This window comes from Escherichia coli, from assembly GCF_036503815.1.
Taxonomy (GTDB): Bacteria; Pseudomonadota; Gammaproteobacteria; order Enterobacterales; family Enterobacteriaceae; genus Escherichia; species Escherichia coli_F.
Genome location: NZ_AP027764.1, coordinates 280,458 through 300,594, shown reverse-complemented (window position 1 = coordinate 300,594; position 20,137 = coordinate 280,458). Strand labels below are relative to the sequence as shown.

Annotated in this window: 15 protein-coding genes; 4 read left to right on the top strand and 11 right to left on the bottom strand. The window is 45.3% G+C overall.

Annotated features, from left to right (window positions below):
* Positions 1-21: 21 nt before the first annotated feature.
* The 4 genes from silA to silC all read right to left on the bottom strand — a co-directional run bounded on the left by silA (position 22) and on the right by silC (position 6,351).
* Entirely contained in the window at positions 22-3,168 is a 3,147-nt protein-coding gene (silA, locus tag AABJ99_RS01340; protein WP_020219104.1) for a Cu(+)/Ag(+) efflux RND transporter permease subunit SilA, read from the bottom strand.
* Positions 3,169-3,178: 10 nt separating this feature from the next.
* Entirely contained in the window at positions 3,179-4,471 is a 1,293-nt protein-coding gene (gene silB, locus AABJ99_RS01335) for a Cu(+)/Ag(+) efflux RND transporter periplasmic adaptor subunit SilB (RefSeq protein WP_001381488.1), read from the bottom strand.
* A gap of 113 nt (positions 4,472-4,584) precedes the next feature.
* A complete protein-coding gene (gene cusF, locus AABJ99_RS01330; protein ID WP_001246155.1) occupies positions 4,585-4,938 on the bottom strand; it encodes a cation efflux system protein CusF in 354 nt (117 codons plus the stop codon).
* A 27-nt stretch (positions 4,939-4,965) separates the two neighbouring features.
* Positions 4,966-6,351: a Cu(+)/Ag(+) efflux RND transporter outer membrane channel SilC gene (silC, locus tag AABJ99_RS01325; RefSeq protein ID WP_000475507.1), complete on the bottom strand. Its 1,386-nt coding sequence runs from the start codon at positions 6,349-6,351 to the stop codon at positions 4,966-4,968.
* A gap of 189 nt (positions 6,352-6,540) precedes the next feature.
* Between silC and silR the strand changes: the two genes are divergently transcribed.
* The 4 genes from silR to copM all read left to right on the top strand — a co-directional run bounded on the left by silR (position 6,541) and on the right by copM (position 9,869).
* On the top strand, positions 6,541-7,221 hold the full coding sequence (silR, locus tag AABJ99_RS01320) for a copper/silver response regulator transcription factor SilR (RefSeq protein WP_338387479.1): 681 nt from the start codon (positions 6,541-6,543) through the stop codon (positions 7,219-7,221).
* Entirely contained in the window at positions 7,214-8,695 is a 1,482-nt protein-coding gene (gene silS, locus AABJ99_RS01315; RefSeq protein WP_000555736.1) for a copper/silver sensor histidine kinase SilS, read from the top strand. The genes silR and silS overlap by 8 nt, the downstream gene beginning before the upstream one ends.
* Positions 8,696-8,939: 244 nt before the next feature.
* Positions 8,940-9,371, top strand: coding sequence for a silver-binding protein SilE (gene silE / locus AABJ99_RS01310; RefSeq protein ID WP_000790485.1), 432 nt, complete (start codon positions 8,940-8,942; stop codon positions 9,369-9,371).
* A 147-nt stretch (positions 9,372-9,518) separates the two neighbouring features.
* Positions 9,519-9,869 carry a CopM family metallochaperone gene (copM, locus tag AABJ99_RS01305; protein ID WP_000647571.1) on the top strand — a complete coding sequence of 117 codons (351 nt, stop codon included), beginning with the start codon at positions 9,519-9,521 and terminating at the stop codon, positions 9,867-9,869.
* 168 nt (positions 9,870-10,037) lie between these two features.
* Here copM and AABJ99_RS01300 read toward each other — a convergent pair whose 3' ends face one another.
* The 7 genes from AABJ99_RS01300 to AABJ99_RS01270 all read right to left on the bottom strand — a co-directional run bounded on the left by AABJ99_RS01300 (position 10,038) and on the right by AABJ99_RS01270 (position 20,015).
* Positions 10,038-11,864 (bottom strand): AAA family ATPase, encoded by a 1,827-nt coding sequence (locus tag AABJ99_RS01300; protein WP_113416899.1) that lies wholly within the window; start codon positions 11,862-11,864, stop codon positions 10,038-10,040.
* Between the two features lie 563 nt (positions 11,865-12,427).
* On the bottom strand, positions 12,428-12,727 hold the full coding sequence (locus tag AABJ99_RS01295; RefSeq protein ID WP_001097216.1) for a helix-turn-helix domain-containing protein: 300 nt from the start codon (positions 12,725-12,727) through the stop codon (positions 12,428-12,430).
* A 352-nt stretch (positions 12,728-13,079) separates the two neighbouring features.
* Positions 13,080-14,006 (bottom strand): hypothetical protein, encoded by a 927-nt coding sequence (locus AABJ99_RS01290; RefSeq protein WP_000262423.1) that lies wholly within the window; start codon positions 14,004-14,006, stop codon positions 13,080-13,082.
* Between the two features lie 11 nt (positions 14,007-14,017).
* Positions 14,018-15,574: a TnsD family Tn7-like transposition protein gene (locus AABJ99_RS01285; RefSeq protein WP_001324699.1), complete on the bottom strand. Its 1,557-nt coding sequence runs from the start codon at positions 15,572-15,574 to the stop codon at positions 14,018-14,020.
* Positions 15,575-15,614: 40 nt separating this feature from the next.
* Positions 15,615-17,063, bottom strand: coding sequence for an ATP-binding protein (locus AABJ99_RS01280; protein WP_001049180.1), 1,449 nt, complete (start codon positions 17,061-17,063; stop codon positions 15,615-15,617).
* A complete protein-coding gene (locus tag AABJ99_RS01275) occupies positions 17,063-19,186 on the bottom strand; it encodes a transposase (RefSeq protein ID WP_000351437.1) in 2,124 nt (707 codons plus the stop codon). Before AABJ99_RS01275 ends, AABJ99_RS01280 begins: the two co-directional genes overlap by 1 nt.
* Positions 19,173-20,015 carry a TnsA endonuclease N-terminal domain-containing protein gene (locus AABJ99_RS01270; protein WP_000090707.1) on the bottom strand — a complete coding sequence of 281 codons (843 nt, stop codon included), beginning with the start codon at positions 20,013-20,015 and terminating at the stop codon, positions 19,173-19,175. The genes AABJ99_RS01275 and AABJ99_RS01270 overlap by 14 nt, the downstream gene beginning before the upstream one ends.
* Positions 20,016-20,137 lie beyond the last annotated feature (122 nt).

Sequence of the window (20,137 nt, the reverse complement as noted above, 5' to 3'; positions counted from 1 at the left end):
ACAGGGGGTGCCCTTTCAGGTTCAGGACACGCTTTTTTTATGTCTGCGCAGCCAGATTAATTTGTAGGCGGCAGGAATAATGAACAGGGACAGCAGCGGAGCCGTGATCATCCCACCAATCATGGGTGCCGCGATACGGCTCATGACTTCTGAACCTGCACCGGTTCCCCAGAGTATTGGCAGCAGACCCGCAATGATCACCGCCACGGTCATGGCTTTCGGCCGGACACGCAGTACGGCACCATGATAGAGGGCTTCATCAAGGCCTTCCGGTGTGAACGTCTCTTTACGGGACAATTCCGGGTGCGCGTCAATGGCATGACGCAGATACATCAGCATGACCACGCCAAACTCTGCTGCCACCCCGGCCAGAGCGATAAACCCCGTTCCGGTTGCGACAGACATATGGAAGCCCTGCCAGTACAGGAACCATATCCCGCCAACCAGGGCGAACGGCAGGCTCATCAGGATCAGCAGGGCTTCATCAACCCGGCGGAATGCCAGATACAACAGGATGAAGATGATCATCACCGTCATCGGCACCATCAGCTTCAGTTTCTTGTTGGCATGCTCAAGCAGTTCAAACTGTCCGGAGAATGACACGCTGGTACCCGGTCTCAGTTTCACTTTCTGACTGATCGCCGTTTTAATGTCATTAACCACCGACACCATATCCCTGCCGCGCGCGTCAATGTAAATCCAGCTGGCTGGACGGGCATTTTCCGTTTTCAGCATAGTCGGCCCGGAAACGACCTTAATATCCGCAACATCGCCCAGCGTGATCTGCTGCTTCATCGGGGTCAGGATCGGCATCTGTTTCAGGGCCTGCGGGCTGTTCCGGTAATCCTGCGGATAGCGGATATTAATCGGGTACCGGGCCACGCCTTCAACCGTTTCCCCTACCGTCGCGCCGCCGATGGCTGATGAGATGAACAGCTGCACATCGCCCACCGTCATTCCGTAGCGGGAGGCTTTTTCCCGGTTGATATCCACATCAATGTAGCGCCCGCCTTCCAGTCGCTCTGCGAGAGCAGACACTACGCCGGGTACGGTTTTGGCGACCGCTTCGATACTCTGCGCCGTTGCATCGATATCGGACAGAACCGTTCCGGACACCTTGATACCTATCGGGCTTTTGATCCCGGTTGAGAGCATATCAATACGGTTACGGATTGGCGGCACCCAGAGGTTTGCCAGCCCCGGTAAACGGACGGTCCTGTCGAGTTCTTCAATAATCTTGTCAATCGTCATGCCTGGACGCCACTGATCCTCAGGTTTGAGCTGGATCGTGGTTTCAACCATTTCGAGCGGTGCGGAATCCGTGGCGGTCTCTGCTTTACCGGTCTTGCCAAATACAGAGGCCACTTCAGGAACGCTTTTGATTAACTTGTCCGTCGTCTGCAGGAGCGCTGCAGCTTCAGCCGGAGAGACACCCGGCAGGGTCGACGGCATATACAACAGGTCGCCCTCGTTAATCTTCGGCAGAAACTCACCGCCCACCTGGCTCAGCGGCCAGATAACGGTGAAAATGGACAAGGCCGCAACCAGCAGGGTTGTTTTTGGCCAGTGGAGAACCCACAACAGCAATGGATGATACGCTTTGATCAGTACCCGGTTCAGGGGGTTACTGGTCTCTGCAGGAATTTTCCCCCGGATCCAGAATCCCATCAGAATCGGAATGACGATGATGGCCAGCGCGGCCGCGCCCGCCATGGAGTACGTTTTCGTGAATGCCAGCGGGCCAAACAGACGTCCTTCCTGACCTTCCAGGGTAAAGATAGGAATAAAGGACAGGGTGATGATCAGCAGGCTGATAAACAGTGCGGGTCCCACTTCAACGGAGGCATCGGTAATCACCTTCCAGCGGGTGGCGTTGTCAATCTGCTCACCCGGATGCTGATGATCCCACTCCTCAAGCCGCTTATGCGCATTCTCAATCATCACAATGGCGGCATCCACCATCGCACCGACGGCAATCGCTATCCCTCCCAGCGACATGATATTGGCGTTCAGTCCCTGGAAGTGCATGACGATAAAGGCGATACACAGACCAAGCGGCAGAGAGATAATCGCCACCAGGGCAGAACGTACGTGCCACAGGAACAGGGCACAGACGATGGCCACCACGATAAACTCTTCCAGAAGTTTGGAACTGAGGTTATCAATCGCCCGGTCGATGAGCTGGCTGCGATCGTAGGTGGTCACGATTTCAACGCCTTCCGGCAGGCTGGCCTTCAGCGTCTCAAGTTTATCCCTCACTGCCGTGATAACGTCGCGTGCATTTTTACCCGACCGCAGGATCACCACGCCGCCAGCGACTTCGCCCTGGCCGTTCAGCTCGGCAATACCACGCCGCATTTCAGGCCCGGTCTGCACGCGGGCAACATCCCGCAGATAAACCGGCACGCCGTTCTCGCCTGTTTTCAGGACGATGTTATTAAAATCATCAATGCTCTGAAGATAACCGCTGGCACGGACCATATACTCAGCTTCGGCCATTTCAACGGATGAGCCACCGGCCTCCTGGTTAGACGATTCAAGGGCCTGTTTCACTTCGGGCAGGCTGATACCATACTGAGACAATTTTACCGGATTGACCTGAATCTGGTACTGTTTCACCACGCCGCCAACCGAAGCGACCTCAGCCACGTTCGGGATGGTTTTCAGCTCAAATTTCAGGAACCAGTCCTGCAGAGAACGCAGTTCTGAAAGGTCGTGTTTTCCGCTGCGATCGACAAGGGCATATTCAAATATCCAGCCCACCCCCGTGGCGTCCGGACCGATTTCAGAACTCACACCGGCGGGCAGTTTTCCCTGTACCTGGTTCAGGTACTCCAGCACGCGGGAACGGGCCCAGTACAGATCGGTGCCGTCTTCAAAAATGACATACACATACGAATCACCGAACTGTGAAAAACCACGCACGGTTTTTGCGCCAGGCACGGACAGCATGGTGGTGGTAAGTGGATAGGTGACCTGGTTTTCTACAATCTGCGGGGCCTGGCCGGGATAGCTGGTTTTGATAATGACCTGCACATCTGACAGGTCAGGCAAGGCATCGACAGGCGTGTTAATAATCGTCCATGTGCCCCAGATGCTGAGAAACAGGGCCCCCATCATGACCAGGAAACGGTTGGCGACAGAGCGCCGGATAATCCATTCAATCATCGTCGTCTCCTCAGTGCCCTGAATGCATATTTACAGGCTGGTCAGACATTGCTGGCATACTGCTTTCTGTTTTTTCAGGGTGGCGCATACGTTCCAGTGCGCCCGTAATATTGGCTTCAGAGTCAATGAGGAACAGGCCACTGACCACCACGGTATCGCCTTCATTCAGGCCGGAGCCGATGCCGGACTGTTGCTGTGACTCATGCAGAACGTGGATCTGTTTCGGCACAAACTTGCCTTCATCATCAACAGTAATCACGCGCTGTTCTTTGCCGGTATCGATAACGGCCTGGCTTGGTATCAGCAGCATCTCCTGGCTTCTGGTATTCAGTTTCAGATAGGCATTCATGCCCGGCTTGAGAAACTCATCCTTATTAGAAACCTGGAGACGGACCTGAAGCGTACGGGTTGTCTGATCCACGCTGGGAAGAATATTCCATTTTTCGACATGGAATGTTTTATCCGGATAAGCCGGTACCGAAATTTCAAACTGCGACGTATCTTTCAGCAGATAGGCGATAGATTCTGGCACTGCAGCGCTGATCCAGACCGGGTCCATTCCCTGAATCTGAGCCACCACCTTATCTTTCGAAATATTCATGCCGGTGCGCAGGTCAAATGCAGTAATGACACCATCAATAGGTGCTTTAATGGTAAAACGGGTCTGAATGCTCCGGGTAGAACGCAGTCTCTGAATATCCTCTTCCGGCATACCTGCCAGGCGAAGCCGTTCCAGAACGCCTTTAATTTGCGTGGAAGTACCACCGGTGCTGGATAACAGAAGGAATTCACTCTGTGCTTCCACCCAGTCCGGAATGGTAATATCGATAAGTGGCGTCCCCTTCTTCACATGATCGCCAATCGTCATGGGGTAGACTTTTTCGACAAACCCGTCAGAACGCGCCTGCACAATAACAAACTGATACTCGTTATAGCTGACATTAGCCGGGATTGTCTGAGAATAATTCAGCATTCCTCGCGTGACTTTTTGCGTTTTTAATCCCAGATTCTGAACCTGGGTTGGGTCGATACGGATCCCGCCACTGCTTTTATCGCCACTGTCATCAGCATATTTTGGCACCAGGTCCATATCCATAAAGGGCGATTTTCCGGGTTTATCAAATTTGGTATCCGGTTTCATCGGGTCATACCAGAAAAGTACCTTTCGCTCCGGTGCCTTTTGTTCGGTTTGTACTGTTTTTTGTGATGAGTTTACATACTGCCAGGCAGTAACCGATATCAGCCCCCCTGCTATGAGGCTGCTGATAATTATTGCAGCATATTTTATCTTTAAAGAAGCCATACAATTTTCCGCTAAAAAATCAAAACACCTGGCATATGCGCCTGACGGTTAACTCACACATATACCTATGTGAATGTACAGGCGCACAGGATGTAATCGCTCCGGACAGCCAATCAGGACTGCGTCACGTTAATGCTTTTGAGTAAGGAGATATTGCCCTGCTGAATAAACGAGAAATCGACATGGTTGCCTGTTTTCAGGGCATTAATAGCATCGTCTGCATTAACAAAAGTAAAGCGCATGGTCATTGCAGGCCAGCCCACCGCTGGAATTGCTTCATGCGAAATGGTGATTTTCTTAGTATTCATATCAATGTCTTTAACGACACCGGTGCCCTTGATAACTTGCTGTACCGAAGCATCACTGGCAGTATTCATATCGCCATGCTGATGTGTTTCAGCATGAAGACCGGCAGAAAACATGACAGAGAAGGCACCAAATAAAACGGCTTTAAGTGAATTACGCATTTTAATTTCCTGATTAATTAAATAAATTTACTCTACCCAACCGCCACCCAGCGCGGTAAACAGATTAATTTCGTTAACCTGCCGGGAATAGGTAAGATCGAGAATGGTTTGCTGGGTAGCGAAGAGGGAACGTTCTGCATCCAGCACTTCGATGTAACTGACAGCACCACTTGCATACAATCCTCTGGCACGCTGGAGAGTTATCTGAAGTGAATCAAGATAACGCTGCTGTGACTCAAGTTGCTGGCTAAGGCTGTCGCGCAGCGCAAGCGTGTCGGAAACATCCTTAAAGGCTGACTGAATTTTTTGTTCGTAATTAACCACCGACTGTTGCTGGCGAATTTCAGCCAGCTTCAGATTGGCTTTATTCCTGCCAGCATTAAATATAGGAATTTCAATTTTAGGGATAAAATTCCACATTCCACTTCCTGACGTAAACAGGCTGGACAGCTCCGTACTGCTTGTGGAAAGACCACTGGTCAGGGTAATTGAGGGGAAAAAGGCCGCTCGCGCTGCGCCAATATTGGCATCAGCCGCTTTCAGCTGATATTCCGCTTCCATAATATCCGGTCGCTGCAGCAAAATTTGTGAAGACAGATTTGGTGGCAATTTTACTGGGGCTATCTCCCCGCCTTTCATCCCTTTTTCTGACGGAAGTGCGCGGTACGTTCCCAGCACCAGTTGCAGGGCATTGTTTGCCTGAGCCAGATCGCCTTCTCGTTTGGCTATTTCGGCGCGGGTACTTTCGATTTGTCCTCGCGCCTGTTCAAGTGCCAGAACGTTCGTACTCCCGGTCACGAGCTGCTGCTCAACGAAAGCATAGGACTGTTGATAATTTTTCAGCGTTTCCCGCGCAATACGAAGTTGTTCGTACGCCAGTTGCTGGCTGAAATAGCTTTGTGAAACGTTGGATACCAGCAGGATGTGTACGGCCCGACGGGCTTCTTCGCTGGCAAAGTAGTTCTGGCGATCAGCATCACTCATGTTCTTAAGTTTGCCGAAAAAATCGAGCTCATAGCTGAGCTCCAGTCTCGCGTCGTACTCCTGTGTGGTCGGCTTGTCACCTTTCAGACCACCGCTGTATGTTATCCCGGATGAGGCATTCAGCTGGGGATAACGATCTGCATCCGTGACGTTGAACTGGGCTCGGGCCTCTTCAACCTTCAGGGCAGCCATTCTCAAATCACGGTTATTAGTCAGAGCTTCACCGATCAACCGGGTAACCTGGGGATCGACAAAAAAGTTACGCCAGCCCGTATCCTGATAGCCATTTACCGCTGGCGTCAGGCTGTTATGGGACAGTGAAAACTGCTGGGGTACCGGTGCTGCGGGCCGCTGATATTCAGGCGCAAGCGACACGCAGCCTGCCAGGATGAATATCGTGCTAATGCTGAGTAATTTTAATTTGAACATAACGCTTCTCGTCCAGGCAGACCTGGTAAATGGTTCAAATGAAGTCCAGAGTATTGATAGGGGTACTTTACCTAACGCTCTCTGTTTGCCGGGTGACAGGATAATGACAATGTTGTCATTTTTGCTGTAATCCGTTGATAACGATCGTGGGCGCAATAGAATGACATTAGCAGCCAGCCGGGGAGCAAGATGAAAATATTGATCGTCGAAGACGAAATTAAAACAGGTGAATATCTCAGCAAAGGGCTTACAGAGGCAGGGTTCGTAGTGGATCACGCTGATAATGGTCTTACCGGATATCATCTCGCCATGACAGCCGAGTATGATTTAGTCATTCTGGATATCATGCTACCTGATGTGAACGGCTGGGATATCATCCGCATGCTGCGCACTACCGGAAAGGGTATGCCGGTCTTACTGCTGACAGCCCTCGGCACGATCGAACATAGGGTCAAAGGACTGGAACTGGGTGCGGACGATTATCTGGTTAAACCCTTTGCGTTTGCCGAACTGCTCGCCCGGGTGAGAACCCTTCTGAGGCGGGGAAACACGATGATCACGGAAAGCCAGTTTAAGGTGGCTGACCTCTCGATTGATCTCGTATCCAGAAAAGTCAGTCGCGCCGGAAACCGCATTGTGCTCACCAGTAAAGAGTTCAGCCTGCTGGAATTCTTCATTCGCCATCAGGGAGAGGTTCTTCCCCGCTCCCTGATTGCCTCTCAGGTCTGGGACATGAATTTTGACAGCGACACTAATGCGATCGATGTCGCAGTAAAGCGACTCCGCGCTAAAATAGACAACGATTACGAGACAAAGCTGATCCAGACAGTCCGGGGCGTGGGCTACATGCTGGAGGTCCCGGATGCATAGCAAACCTTCCAGACGCCCTTTCTCACTCGCTCTGCGGCTGACCTTTTTTATCAGCCTGTCCACGATACTGGCTTTTATCGCATTCACCTGGTTTATGCTGCATTCTGTTGAAAATCATTTTGCCGAGCAGGATGTCAGCGATCTTCAACAAATCAGCACCACACTGAACCGTATACTGCAGTCCCCGGTGGATCCGGATGATAAAAAAATAAGCAAAATAAAGGAATCAATTGCCAGCTACCGCAACGTTGCCCTTTTGCTCCTCAATCCCAGGGGGGAAGTGCTCTTTAGCTCAGCTCAGGGGGCGGCACTACGCCCGGCAGTGAATTCAGCAGATTTTAGCGAGCACAGCCGCGCACGGGATGTCTTTCTCTGGACGGTGGAGGATCCTGCGGGACCGATGGATACCGGGTCCGAAATGAAGATGGAAACATACAGGATTATCGCCTCCTCTGGTCAGGCGATATTTCAGGGCAAACAGCAGAACTATGTCATGCTGACTGGCCTATCCATTAATTTCCATCTCCATTACCTCGATGCGCTGAAAAAGAACCTGATTGCGATTGCCGTCGTGATAAGCCTGTTGATTGTTCTGATCATTCGAATCGCTGTCCGTCAGGGGCACCTGCCCCTTCGTAATGTCAGCAATGCCATTAAAAACATCACCTCCGAGAATCTTGATGCGCGACTGGAACCGACACGCGTTCCCATTGAGCTGGAGCAACTGGTTATCTCGTTCAATCATATGATTGGAAAGATTGAGGATGTCTTTACCCGCCAGGCCAATTTCTCTGCCGATATCGCGCATGAGATCAGAACGCCCATCACCAATCTGGTGACGCAGACTGAAATCGCACTGAGTCAGGATCGAACACAGAGGGAACTTGAGGATGTCCTCTATTCCAGTCTTGAAGAGTATAACCGGATGACCAAAATGGTCAGCGATATGCTGTTCCTGGCACAGGCAGATAATAATCAGCTGATACCTGACAGGGTCATGTTTGACCTCAGAGCGGAAGTCATGAAAGTCTTCGAGTTTTTCGAAGCCTGGGCCGAAGAACGCAATATCACGCTCAAATTTAACGGGATGCCCTGCCTGGTTGAGGGAGATCCACAAATGTTCAGAAGGGCGATCAATAATCTGTTATCCAATGCCCTGCGTTATACCCCGGAGGGACAGGCAATCACCGTCTCAATAAGAGAGCAGGAGAGCTTTTTTGACCTTGTGATTGAAAATCCGGGGAAACCAATCCCTGAAGAGCATTTATCAAGGTTGTTTGACCGTTTTTATCGGGTGGATCCGTCCAGACAACGAAAAGGAGAAGGCAGCGGCATCGGCCTTGCGATTGTGAAGTCAATCGTGGAAGCACATCACGGAAGAGTGCAGGTGGAATCGGACGTACACTCAACGCGTTTTATCTTATCCGTGCCCAGACTGGAGAAAATGATTCCGGACACCCAGTGCTGGGAATAAAGATTTAAATGACAAAGATGTCATTAGCCTGTCATGCAGCAAACAGAAGCCATTCGATATAATTAGTGCAACTTATCAGGAAGGCTGGATTGCTTTATCAATATCCGGCGTCAGTGGACGCCAGGAAATGAATATCCAGTCCCCTCCCGGAGAAATAAACACTTCCGAACCTGTTTCAGTTATGGAACTGAAAACACCGGTTGTACTCCCCCGGACATCACTAATTAAGAAATGGAGAGTTATCATGAAAAATATCGTATTAGCATCCTTGCTGGGCTTTGGCTTAATTTCTTCGGCCTGGGCCACTGAAACCGTGAATATCCATGAGCGGGTCAACAATGCACAGGCACCTGCTCACCAGATGCAGTCTGCTGCGGCTCCTGTCGGGATCCAGGGGACTGCACCTCGTATGGCCGGTATGGACCAGCATGAACAGGCCATTATTGCTCATGAAACCATGACGAACGGGTCGGCGGATGCGCACCAGAAAATGGTGGAAAGTCATCAGAGGATGATGGGAAGTCAGACCGTTTCCCCTACCGGGCCGTCGAAGTCATTAGCGGCAATGAATGAGCATGAAAGAGCTGCAGTTGCCCATGAATTTATGAATAACGGTCAGTCTGGCCCACATCAGGCCATGGCCGAAGCGCATCGTCGCATGCTCAGTGCAGGCTGACGGCGAGGGAAGTATCTGTGCTGTCCTTATTTCCTTGATAGATTTTTCCGTAACCGGATATATGGCAACATCTTTGCCCCCTACAGGGGGCATTTTTATCAGATTCTGCTACAGTTAACGGGCATCAACGCTAAAAGGATATTTTTTATGAAAGCCAGAAACACTTTATTTGCAGTATTAATGTTATCCCTGCCAGCGATTTCAGCAGAACATTCAGAAATGAAAATGACTGATATGTCTACCTCGGCTTCGTCACAGGAATATATGGCTGGCATGAAAGACATGCATGACAAAATGATGGCTGCCGTAAATGAGTCCGATCCCGACAAGGCTTTTGCGAAAGGCATGGTAGCGCACCATGAAGGGGCAATAGCAATGGCTGAGACCGAGCTCAAATACGGAAAAGATCCGAAAATGAGAAAGCTCGCGCAGGACATCATTAAAGCTCAAAAAGGTGAAATTGAGCAGATGAATAAATGGCTTGATAGTCAAAAGTAAACATTGTAGAAATGTCACGACAAGCGTGATTTTACATCGTTCCTGGGCGCGGGAGTCGGTTAATCTTTATATAATTCAAACCCGATTAATTTCGGGTTTTTACTACTCTGTACTCCGGTCCTTTGTTGAGGACCGGAATATATGCACCTGAGATGCTTATTTAATACATTATCTCGTCATGGATACAATGTCGCTCAGGATCTCAACCAGCTCGCTTCTCTCCTGCGTTCCGTCATGATAGGTTGATCTTGAGATGATTCTTTCTGATGTCATCTGAGGCCAGAATTTATCTAGTACATTATCGGGTTTCATTCCCACAGCCCGGCCGATTATTTTTTTAGCGTCACAGGTGTCCGTAAACGTGACGGCTACACCAGTAATTTCCTCGATAAGATCCGGGCACAGATAGTTTTCTATCTCACGTTTGCGCGTAGCGAAAAATACCTTACCGGCCTCCTCTACTTCTTTTTTACGCTTCTGGATGGACAGAACCTGTGCAGGGTCTCCCCCAATATCGGAGTCCAGAAATACGCACCAGGGAAGCCCCAGATCTTTGGCCAGATTCAATGTAACCCAGTGTTTGACGCTACCACACCCTCCTATGAGGACTGGCACTATTTTCACGTCCTCCAGAGAGGCTGGCAGCGCACCTGACTGTTTTAATGAACTGGCCGCATGCCTCAGGAAAGTAACATCCGACTTTCCCTCTACCAGAACAATCCCCTGCGCCCTTTCCATACCGGTCTCTGGCAGCACCCCCAGGCTTTCAGTGGCTTCCTTCAGCACTGCGTCATCCGGCATTTTTACTACGGGTTCACCCGCCTCATTTCGGGTAACATAACGTACGCCTTCGACAGGGATTAATCCGGCCAGCGCCGGGACATGGGTGGTGACGATAATCTGACGGTGCGGCTGGCCTGCCAGTGCCAGTAACGCTTTCATCAGCATCATCTGATAGTTCGGATGCTGTGACGTTTCAGGCTCCTCTATGGCATAAATCACATTTCTGGGCGTCCCCGCGACATTCTTTTCAGCCTCAGCCCAAAAAAAATTCAACAGGATAAGCCTCCTTATCCCGCTGCCGCGCTTATTGATGGGGATGCCATTTTCCCCGTCCAGGGTGAAATTGAAGGTCCACTTGGGTTTCTCCTTAAATCGTGGAGTCAGTTCACTGGCGAGTTCGGGGGCCATTTCACGTAATTTATCCAGCGTTCTCTGTGCGACATCCAGGACGCTGTCCTGAATCTCATTTTCCAGCGCTGTAATTTTGTCCTGCAGCGCAGCCTGAGCGTCTTTTACGGCCTGCTGTAAGGGGTTTTTAGCTTCGGAATCCCCGTCGCTGCTTTCCCTGTCGGCTTTGAAAATCGCATACGTGGGCAGCAAATCGAGGATCTTACCCCATAATGATTTTGTGTCGGTTCCGAACTCTTTATCGACATCCAGCATAATTTCCGAACAGGTATAGGGGGCTGCGGCTTCCCTGATGGCCTGACGCCATAACGATGCAGTGCGTTTATCCGCCACATTTTTTTCAACTTCTTTTCCCACCGCCTTGAGCTCAGAAATTTTCATGCCCAGTAAATTTCTCAGGGGCTCCTCATCCGGGTGGATGCAGCGGATGCAGGTCTGCTCCGGTTTTCCTGAGGTCGTTGCTTTAAACGTTTTGACGATTTCAAAATTGCCGTCCTCATTCAGCAGATGTTCTGAGGCGAGCGTGGTCTGCACCCTGTCGTCGATCATGATAAAATCGGGCAGGTCATCAAATTCACAGGCTATTTCAAAACGGCCGTCCCCTTCTCTTAGGCTGAAACAGTTCATGTCATTCTTGTCAGCCTTCATTCCTTCTGTTTCAAAAAAAATAGCCAGCGCTTCCAGAAGCGTTGATTTCCCAAAGTCATTACGACCGACAATACCCGTCATGCTTTCATCAATAATGATTTCAGTAGAGTTTCTGTAGCCTCTGAAGTTTTTCAGTTTTAATTTTCTGAGCCGCATATGAAGTCCTGTGTGTAAGAAAGCGTTTTGCTGCAACCTGAATACAAAATATATTTTCAAATGCCTGCCAACAAGCAGGGATAACCGTTATTCAGAATATCTTAACGACATTTCGGGATTATGATCTGGTCGCGCTTTCAGAACTTTACTGCCCCTCAAAACACCGGAAACTAACTTGTGGTTGGTTACATGGCAAAGTTAAAACTCCAGAATCACGGGTAATGATTTCAATGCTTATTATATTTTTTGGAATTGACTCATGAGCTTTATAATTTAAATGATAATAATAACCATTCTTTTATGCGTAATATTTGCTACTGACACTGATGAATTTAAAAGAAGATAGATTTTCATTTACGGATTATTTCCTAAATTCATCGATAATGTGATCGACATAAAATTTTCACTGAAGAATGAAGAGATAATTTAAGGCCGAGCGAAATAGCTCAAAATGGTGTATTTAACATAACAGAAGAAATGAAAGGCTCTATCGCAACCTGATACTTCAGGCCGCTAAGGGGTTAATCTTGTTGAAGAAAAATTAGACCGGGAAGCGCCAGGCGTCACCATTTCTCCCGCCTGGCTGGAAGTGAAGAATAATTGTGCATAGCTCCGTATTCGGGCTTTGCATCTGACAATGGTTCCCTGGATGAAAGTACGATCTCCACTCCAAGGACGCTGAACACCCTAAACAAACGCTCAAAACCCGCACTTGCAGGGTTGGCCTCTAGTCGGGCATAAGTTTGCTGTGTTATACCCAAACGTTCAGAAACATCTTTTTGCGTCAGTCCATTGGCTTTGCGAAAGCCGATTAAAACAGGACGTAACTGATTCAAAGTCTTCAAAGCGTATTGAGTGTTCATAAGTGACCTTCCGTATCGACGAGTTAACAAGCATAACGCAGGGATTTACAGCATATAGGCTGTAATGCTCATTAACAGACTATAGGCTGTAATACGAATCCTGCCAAGATGCGGCATCTTTCAAATACAAGGCCGTATTGGGTAAGCAGTACACCGTTATATAGCACCCCTTGCCCCTTTGCTGGAGAGGGACCCACGTGATCGCAGGTCTTTTAGACGTTGTTGCTAACCGGCATCATACACAGGTGGTAACCCCCAGGGAAACTCTATGAGTGATAATTTATTCCTGCCCCAGTCAAAATATAAAACCTTATCTAACTAGCTTTCTTAGTATTTTATAAATGAAGTGAAATTAGCGAAGAAGTTTTACATTGTAAAGTGAGCAAAAATATTTACCATTCAACTGGCAAAATTTACAATCTGCAGCCCTTAGCCTGAGAAAATGCACATTAACAGAATAATCATCAAGTCCGATAGAGGCATAACTTACGTCCTCAAAAATATCAGAAATAAATGAGTTGAAATTACAAAAATTAACTTCACTTAACATCTTGAACACCGCAGAAATATATCTATCATGCATTATCTTGACTTCGATAACCTTAGATAAACTTGAATGCGACTTACATTTGAAGAGATCAAAGAGAAAGTAAATCAGCATATTTTTATTGTCCGAAATCCATTTTAAAATTTTATTACGTGCACATGGTAATATATACACTGGATTTTTGAAAGGGTTTGAAACGTCAACCACAAGGGAACAATAACCATGAGGATTTATTCCACTTATAATTAAGTCACTAAGTCCTTTCACTGCATTCAAATAGTTATCAAAACAAACCTCATATAAACTGGTACTATGAACTGCACATTTAGATTCAAACAACCATCTATGACGCAGATAACCAATGCCTTTAGAGTGTATATCTTCAACAATACATTTGTGACAGTAACGAATGTTTGAGATGTTTACCAATGGATATGAATTAGTTATGTGAAAATTTTTCCGACAGGCATCTTCAACAGCGTTAAAATACCCGTAAACACCAGAAGATAACGACACTATATTGGAAGTTAGTATATAACCATTTCTAGTGGCAAGAATGTCATATATATCCTGCAAGCTATGCAATTTGTACATATCAATCAGTTCGAAACGAGGAAAGGCATCGTACCTTAGTGCGCCATGCTTTGATATTATGTTCCTGCAATTGGATAAGTTATACATTATCTGTGAACGCAGAAGAAAACTGTGCCACAATTCATTTTCGTAAACCATATAACTCCCTCTTATTTAATTAGTTCCATTTTTCTGAGAAGTATCATTGTCATTGGTAGTTTATCTCTGTATTTCAAAAGCCAGCCATGCCCTCCCAGTAAAGCATCTAGACTTGTAAGTGACATCGAGTACTGCCCCTGAGATAAAACATCATTTATTAATGATGATGAGATAATATCTCTCTCGCTCCAGTCTACTCTTTTATTTTTATAGCATCGTATTGTTTTAGGAAGACAGGAATTAAGCCAGTCACATTCATGTTTATTTAGCCAATAGAAACTTGCATAACAACTTTCTTTGACTAACTTTCGTGTTATAGAAACGGATTGATTATGTATAAATCTTAATATTTTCTGCTTATGACGCCGTCTTAAAGAATCTTTTTTACATTTTTTACGCCATGAGCATAAACCGTAACAAGATGAAATTACAGAGGATACAGCTCCTTCCGATAATGAGTTTTTCTCAGCTATGGATGCCAGACTAAACCCCCTTACAGCCATAGACTTGATAAGCAATTCAGTGAATATATTAATTTTTGTGTTTCGCTTAAACGCCCTCAGGTATTTTTTATAAATAAGTGTTTTAATGTAACATCTGCTGCGACTAAATTCCTTCCCAAGGTTGCTAACACTAGTATTATTTTCAACTATATGAAAACTGTATTTCTTATGACTTTTAAAGATTTCTTTCTTTTTATTAGTACGACTTCCTGCATACGTTGGCCAGCAAGTATTTAACAAACAATAACAAAGCAAAAGATGCTTTGTGGGATGCTGACAACATTTGTCTTTGAGTATAGGCTCCCAGTAATGATAATCAGTTAGGGATGTTGGTATAAGTCCCGATGAACCCTCCCCAAATAACTGGCACTTAGCATAAACATGTGCGTAGAATACATTTTTCTTTAAATTTCCATCCAATGATAATAAATTCAACTTTTTAAGTACATCCATGTAATTGGGGTGTGTAATATCTTTTCTTCTGATTATATTTAGGGACTCATAACAAAACTTAGCAAAATCGAAGTCTATCTCATTGCTAAGTTGTTCTGTATACGAAACAGGAGGCATCAGTCCAATACGTATGTGCGGTGAAGAAGGGACATGGATGCTTTCAAGCGCTACCGGATGCCGATGGCAGGTTGTAACCCCATGAAGCTGATGCGCCAGATGCCAATAAGTAACACCATAATGAAAAGTATCTTCACGAGCGCAAACCGGGCAAAACTTCAATAGTGTGCGCTGCCCTAGTGAAAAATTACTAAGGCGGCACAATCGATTAAGCCTGGCAGGGGTCGTGTTGAAATCCATAATTTCATTACGACTGATTGGTAGTGCCCAGGCAAAAAGAGGGAGTAAAGTCTGTTCATGCCAGAGCTGATCTGCACTTTCGGATGTATGAAGAGAAATAGCCTTTAATCCTGAATTGAGAATTGGATGGACGTTCATATCAGGTTTGTTGAAAATGATCGTTAACAGAGAAGATGGGGACATACCGTACACGGTAGTTGTCCGACAAAACCGGCTGAACAAGGATTCATCAGGCAAAACAGGCAACATTCTCATTTCCCACACCTCTCTTTGACCGTTACGAACTGTTACCTCATTACAATTTATTAAGTGGATCTATATTTATAAGCCCGCAACGCTGAAGAGCATCGTAGGTATTTTTCTTTTCAGCTGTTCTGTTGATAACAAGATCGTGGTCAAGAGACAGTATTTTCTCGTCGAAATTGCGCAAAACCTCGTCTATTTTTCCTACGAATTCCTTGTGCTGTGGCCTGTCTATATCCCCAGGGATCAAAGACTTTAGGGACTTCTCTGCCATGATTTTAGCCGAAGCATCACCCTCATTAGATGCAGAGAGCCATTTAGCTTCCTCATCTTCAGTCGCGGCCCCCGGGAGTGGAGTATCCTTATATTCCTCCGTATGACTCACGAGTACCGGTACAGAGGCCGACAAGACTGCGCCAGTGATGATTTCATTGCCGCTACCGATAACCTTTAATTGTGCCCCCCGATAAATCATCTGAGCCAATCCAATATTGCCTTTAGATAAAATGAATAATTTTTCGTTTAACTCATCATTTAATGGAGTTTCAACATTTGTCCATTGTAATGGCCATAAATAATGAATAAACGATTGCCAGTCTTGTGAATCGTATCTAACATTCTTAATTTTCATGTAACCACCAGACTCTGCCCGCCTGGCAATTCTCATTTTCTTTGTCAGCGTCTCGTCAAAAGGATGATTTCCACAAAAAACCATAGATACCCCCATGGAATCTACAATTTCATGTAAAAAATCAATCAACTTACTCTCACCCCCGGTTCTTGAAAATTTAAGCCTCTGCATTTCATCAATAACAAGGATACCCAAAAATGATGATTTAATTCTTTGTGCAATCTGGCGAGCCAGAGCACCATTTCTAATCTCAGGTGTAGTTCGTTCAATACCAATTGCATCATCTAATTTTTGTAAAATCTCTTCACAAAGGTCTCTCACACTTGAATTGTATGGACAATTAATCTTTACCCATACAATTTGCTTACTGAAGCCGGGAAAAACTCCTTTATAGCTGCTGTGTTCTATAATCTGAGGGAAATGATCCATGACTTGCTCAATCATGGTAGTTTTTCCAGAACCACTCATTCCAACTATCGTAATAGTTTCAGCCTGGGATTTAAAATATCCACTTTCTGGCTCAATATCAGGACGCTCATTTCCATAGTAATGAAGATATTGAATTGTTCCGCTTTTTAAAGGATTACGAGCTGCATAGCTTTCCCTAAGTGCCCGTAAGATCATCTTATAAGCCTGGATAAGATTGGTTTGAGGGCAACGGAATTTCTTTATACGTTCGACATACTGCTCTCTAACATTCGCCGGGGCAGTCCAGCGGATTTTTTCGTCAATTTCGGGGAAATAACTCATTTCCAGAAGTACTTCATCTTCCGTAAGCGCTTCAGGAAGTGCTTCAATTAAGGGATTGCCACGATACTCAGGTAACTCCTGTTCTTTATATATCGCTGAAACGCGCCGTATAAGATTCATTATTCTGCGTCCTCAGTCTTCTTCTTACCTTTTAACCATCTTTGTTTCTCCTCCCGGCCAGGCAAAAGCAGAACATTACTGGATGAAGGAAGTAGGGGTTCAGATCTTCCATTAGCAACATGAGTTCGCCCTAATGAATCAAGTTCATTTTTCCTGTTCTTTTTAATATCTTTACCATGTACCCGGCGAGATTCGTATATTTCATTTAATCTTTCGTTACCTTTCCTGTTAAATTCATCTTTATTATTGATATTGCTGAGCGAATCCAGAGTAAATAAATTAATTTCTTTTTGAGTATCTACCCAATCAGCCATTACATCTGTATCAAGATGAGCTTTCCCTTTAAATACATCTCTTTTCTTAAGTAGGTAATGTTTTTTGAAAATGCTATTTTTGTCAAATCTTACATATATATAATCTACGCAATTGTCATCTATTCTTGCTTCACAAGTGGTTCTTCCAAATACTCTGACACCTGATGCAATTTCAGGATCACATTCATAAAAAAGATTATTGTACTGAATCCCACCGGCGGTAATGTTAGCGTTCACAGGGATTAACAATCGTGCGATCACTTCGTCGGCCCCAACGGCTCTTGCGCTGAATCTCCCGTGCTTTAAGCTTATCATCCAACTATTTTTTGGTGATATTACGAGATCATTTTCAATCAGTAAGGGATTGATATAAGCCAGTTCCTCATACGTTCTCTGATTATGTGCAAGTATCTCCCGAATCAGTAAAGACGTGACCTCCTGAATCGTTAAACAAGCCCTGGATTGCGGTGTTGGCTCTCCTTTAACAATCTTTCCCCTTCGTGTTGTTCCAATAAGCCTATGAATAACCTCATCATTCAGAATGCCGAAACAGCGTTCAACAATGCTTTTTCTGTCGCCTCTACCGACTGGCGCAAACTCAAGTTTTGTCAGGGGGGTCATCTCTTCCTGAGGTTTAAGACCAATCATCTCCCCGTTGTCACACATCAATGTTAATGGAATGTGAGAACAAGGCCAATCATCATCAGTAATAGAGATTCCAAATAATCTACAATATTCTTTTTTTGGCATAAAGCAATTTGCTAACGCTTGTCGGGCGGCTCGCCATGAAGCATGGTATAAAGAAACATGAAGGCCAACAATCATTCTTGTTGCACGATCCACCACTGTATAAATAGTAGGACGCCCAATGACTTTTCGTCTGTTTAAACTCGAAATAAGATGTACATCAGCGACAGTTGAGTCTATTTCGAAAACATCACCCGGCAAAACAGTTGTATTAGCCACACTACCTAAAAGCGCCCGCATTTTGAGGTCTATTTCTTTTTTCGTGTTCTTCTTATTTATCGAGAAATCTTTAGTGAAGAGTTTTTTATTCCAGTATGAAAATTGTTTTAAAGAAGGAACATATGGAGCTCTATTTTCTAGGTTTGCTGTTTTAATTTCATCCCTAAAATACAAATCAATATGTCTCTCTAATGTTTTCTTTATCGTATCTCCGTTAACTTTATAATGATACGTAATGAGAGATTTTCTAATATTATTTATATCTCTTTCATTAAGAATGAAAACACGTGATCGTTCATTAGGTAATGCTCTGTTTTTTTTGGAATTCCCAAGTTTAATTTCATGTTTGATTCTACTTTTCCCAGCGGCGCCACAGTTCGAGAATGCGGGTAGCAATGCATAAATATCCTGCCCATGTCGCCAATACAACGCCAGAAGCGTTCTGATAGTATATTGTGATATTTTTTTATTTCTTGAGTAATCCATTAAAAGGTGCGACTTTTTATGTAATGCATAGTCGAACAGAAACATTCTGTCATCTACAAGATCTTTAATGATATTGTAATTTTCATCTCGCCTTCCTCTGTCTTTATCTGTTAATTCTTTCTCATCTACTAACATATATGAAGGATATATATAATCTTTACAAGTTATGCTATTTGATTCAATATAATATTTAAACATTGAAAATGAGAAAGGGATTGGCTTACCCGTTCTTTCTGATTTTATTTTAAACAAAATTAACAAATCGACCTTTCTGTCAAAATCCAAAACACGGTAAAGTCCCTCTGCAAGCAAATCAGTGCCTTGAGAGAGCCAGACTGAATTCCTAATAATATCCATTTGCGTTCAGTCCTATATAGTGGTCATTGGAAATTATCTTTATCAGACCGGTTTCGAGTATTGGATATGATAAATCAACATTTATCATTTTTAATCCAATCATTGCCTGCAATAACATCATCGCTTCTTGTGCATCTACCCCAAAGATTGATGAAATCATTGCACGTAGTCCTACTATGGGATAAACATCTGGTTTAAGCTTCCATAGGATTTTATCAAGAGGATATTTATCATAAAATTCAGAACCATCTCTTAATACAGAAGTAGCCCAGCAAATGTTTTTACCGACGACGTTATTGAGTTCCGAGCCAACATAAATTTGAAACTCAACATCAATCAACTGCCAAAACATCCTCTCTATTTCAAGTTTTTGGGCTTCGCGTTCAGGTATGCTCTCGTTATGTTTTACTGCTATAGCTTTGTATCGAAGTCCGCCTTCAGGAGTTCTCAAGGTCAGTAAAAAATCGGTTGTCATAACATTCAGAACTTCGACAGGTACTCCTCTTACTCCCCTCACCATAGGATGTTGAAAATGTAGATGATTTGCTATTTGTTGGGTAAGCCGGAGAGGAAAGAGTGGGAATTGTTCCCGGATATCAATCACCGAGTCATTAAACTCAGCCAGATAGAAAAAGTTACTTTCGACAGAAGAAAGGAGATGATGGTTTCGAAACGTCTTAAGGCCAAAGACTATCGAACGGTTTCCACGGGATTTAACGTCCTGAGCTCTAAGCCAGGGCTGATAACTTTGGCCATAGCCCACTCCTATGCCGTCACCTAGCGCATTTTCATAATCCAAATAGGATTTGAGACGCCTACCCCTAGCCATGATCGTACCCTAAAAACGACATTGATACGTACCTATATGTGCATTTTATAGTCTCCAACCCTATAACCACACATTCAGTAAGTATACAACATTAGCGTCGTTTTTTGAGAATGGTTACAACT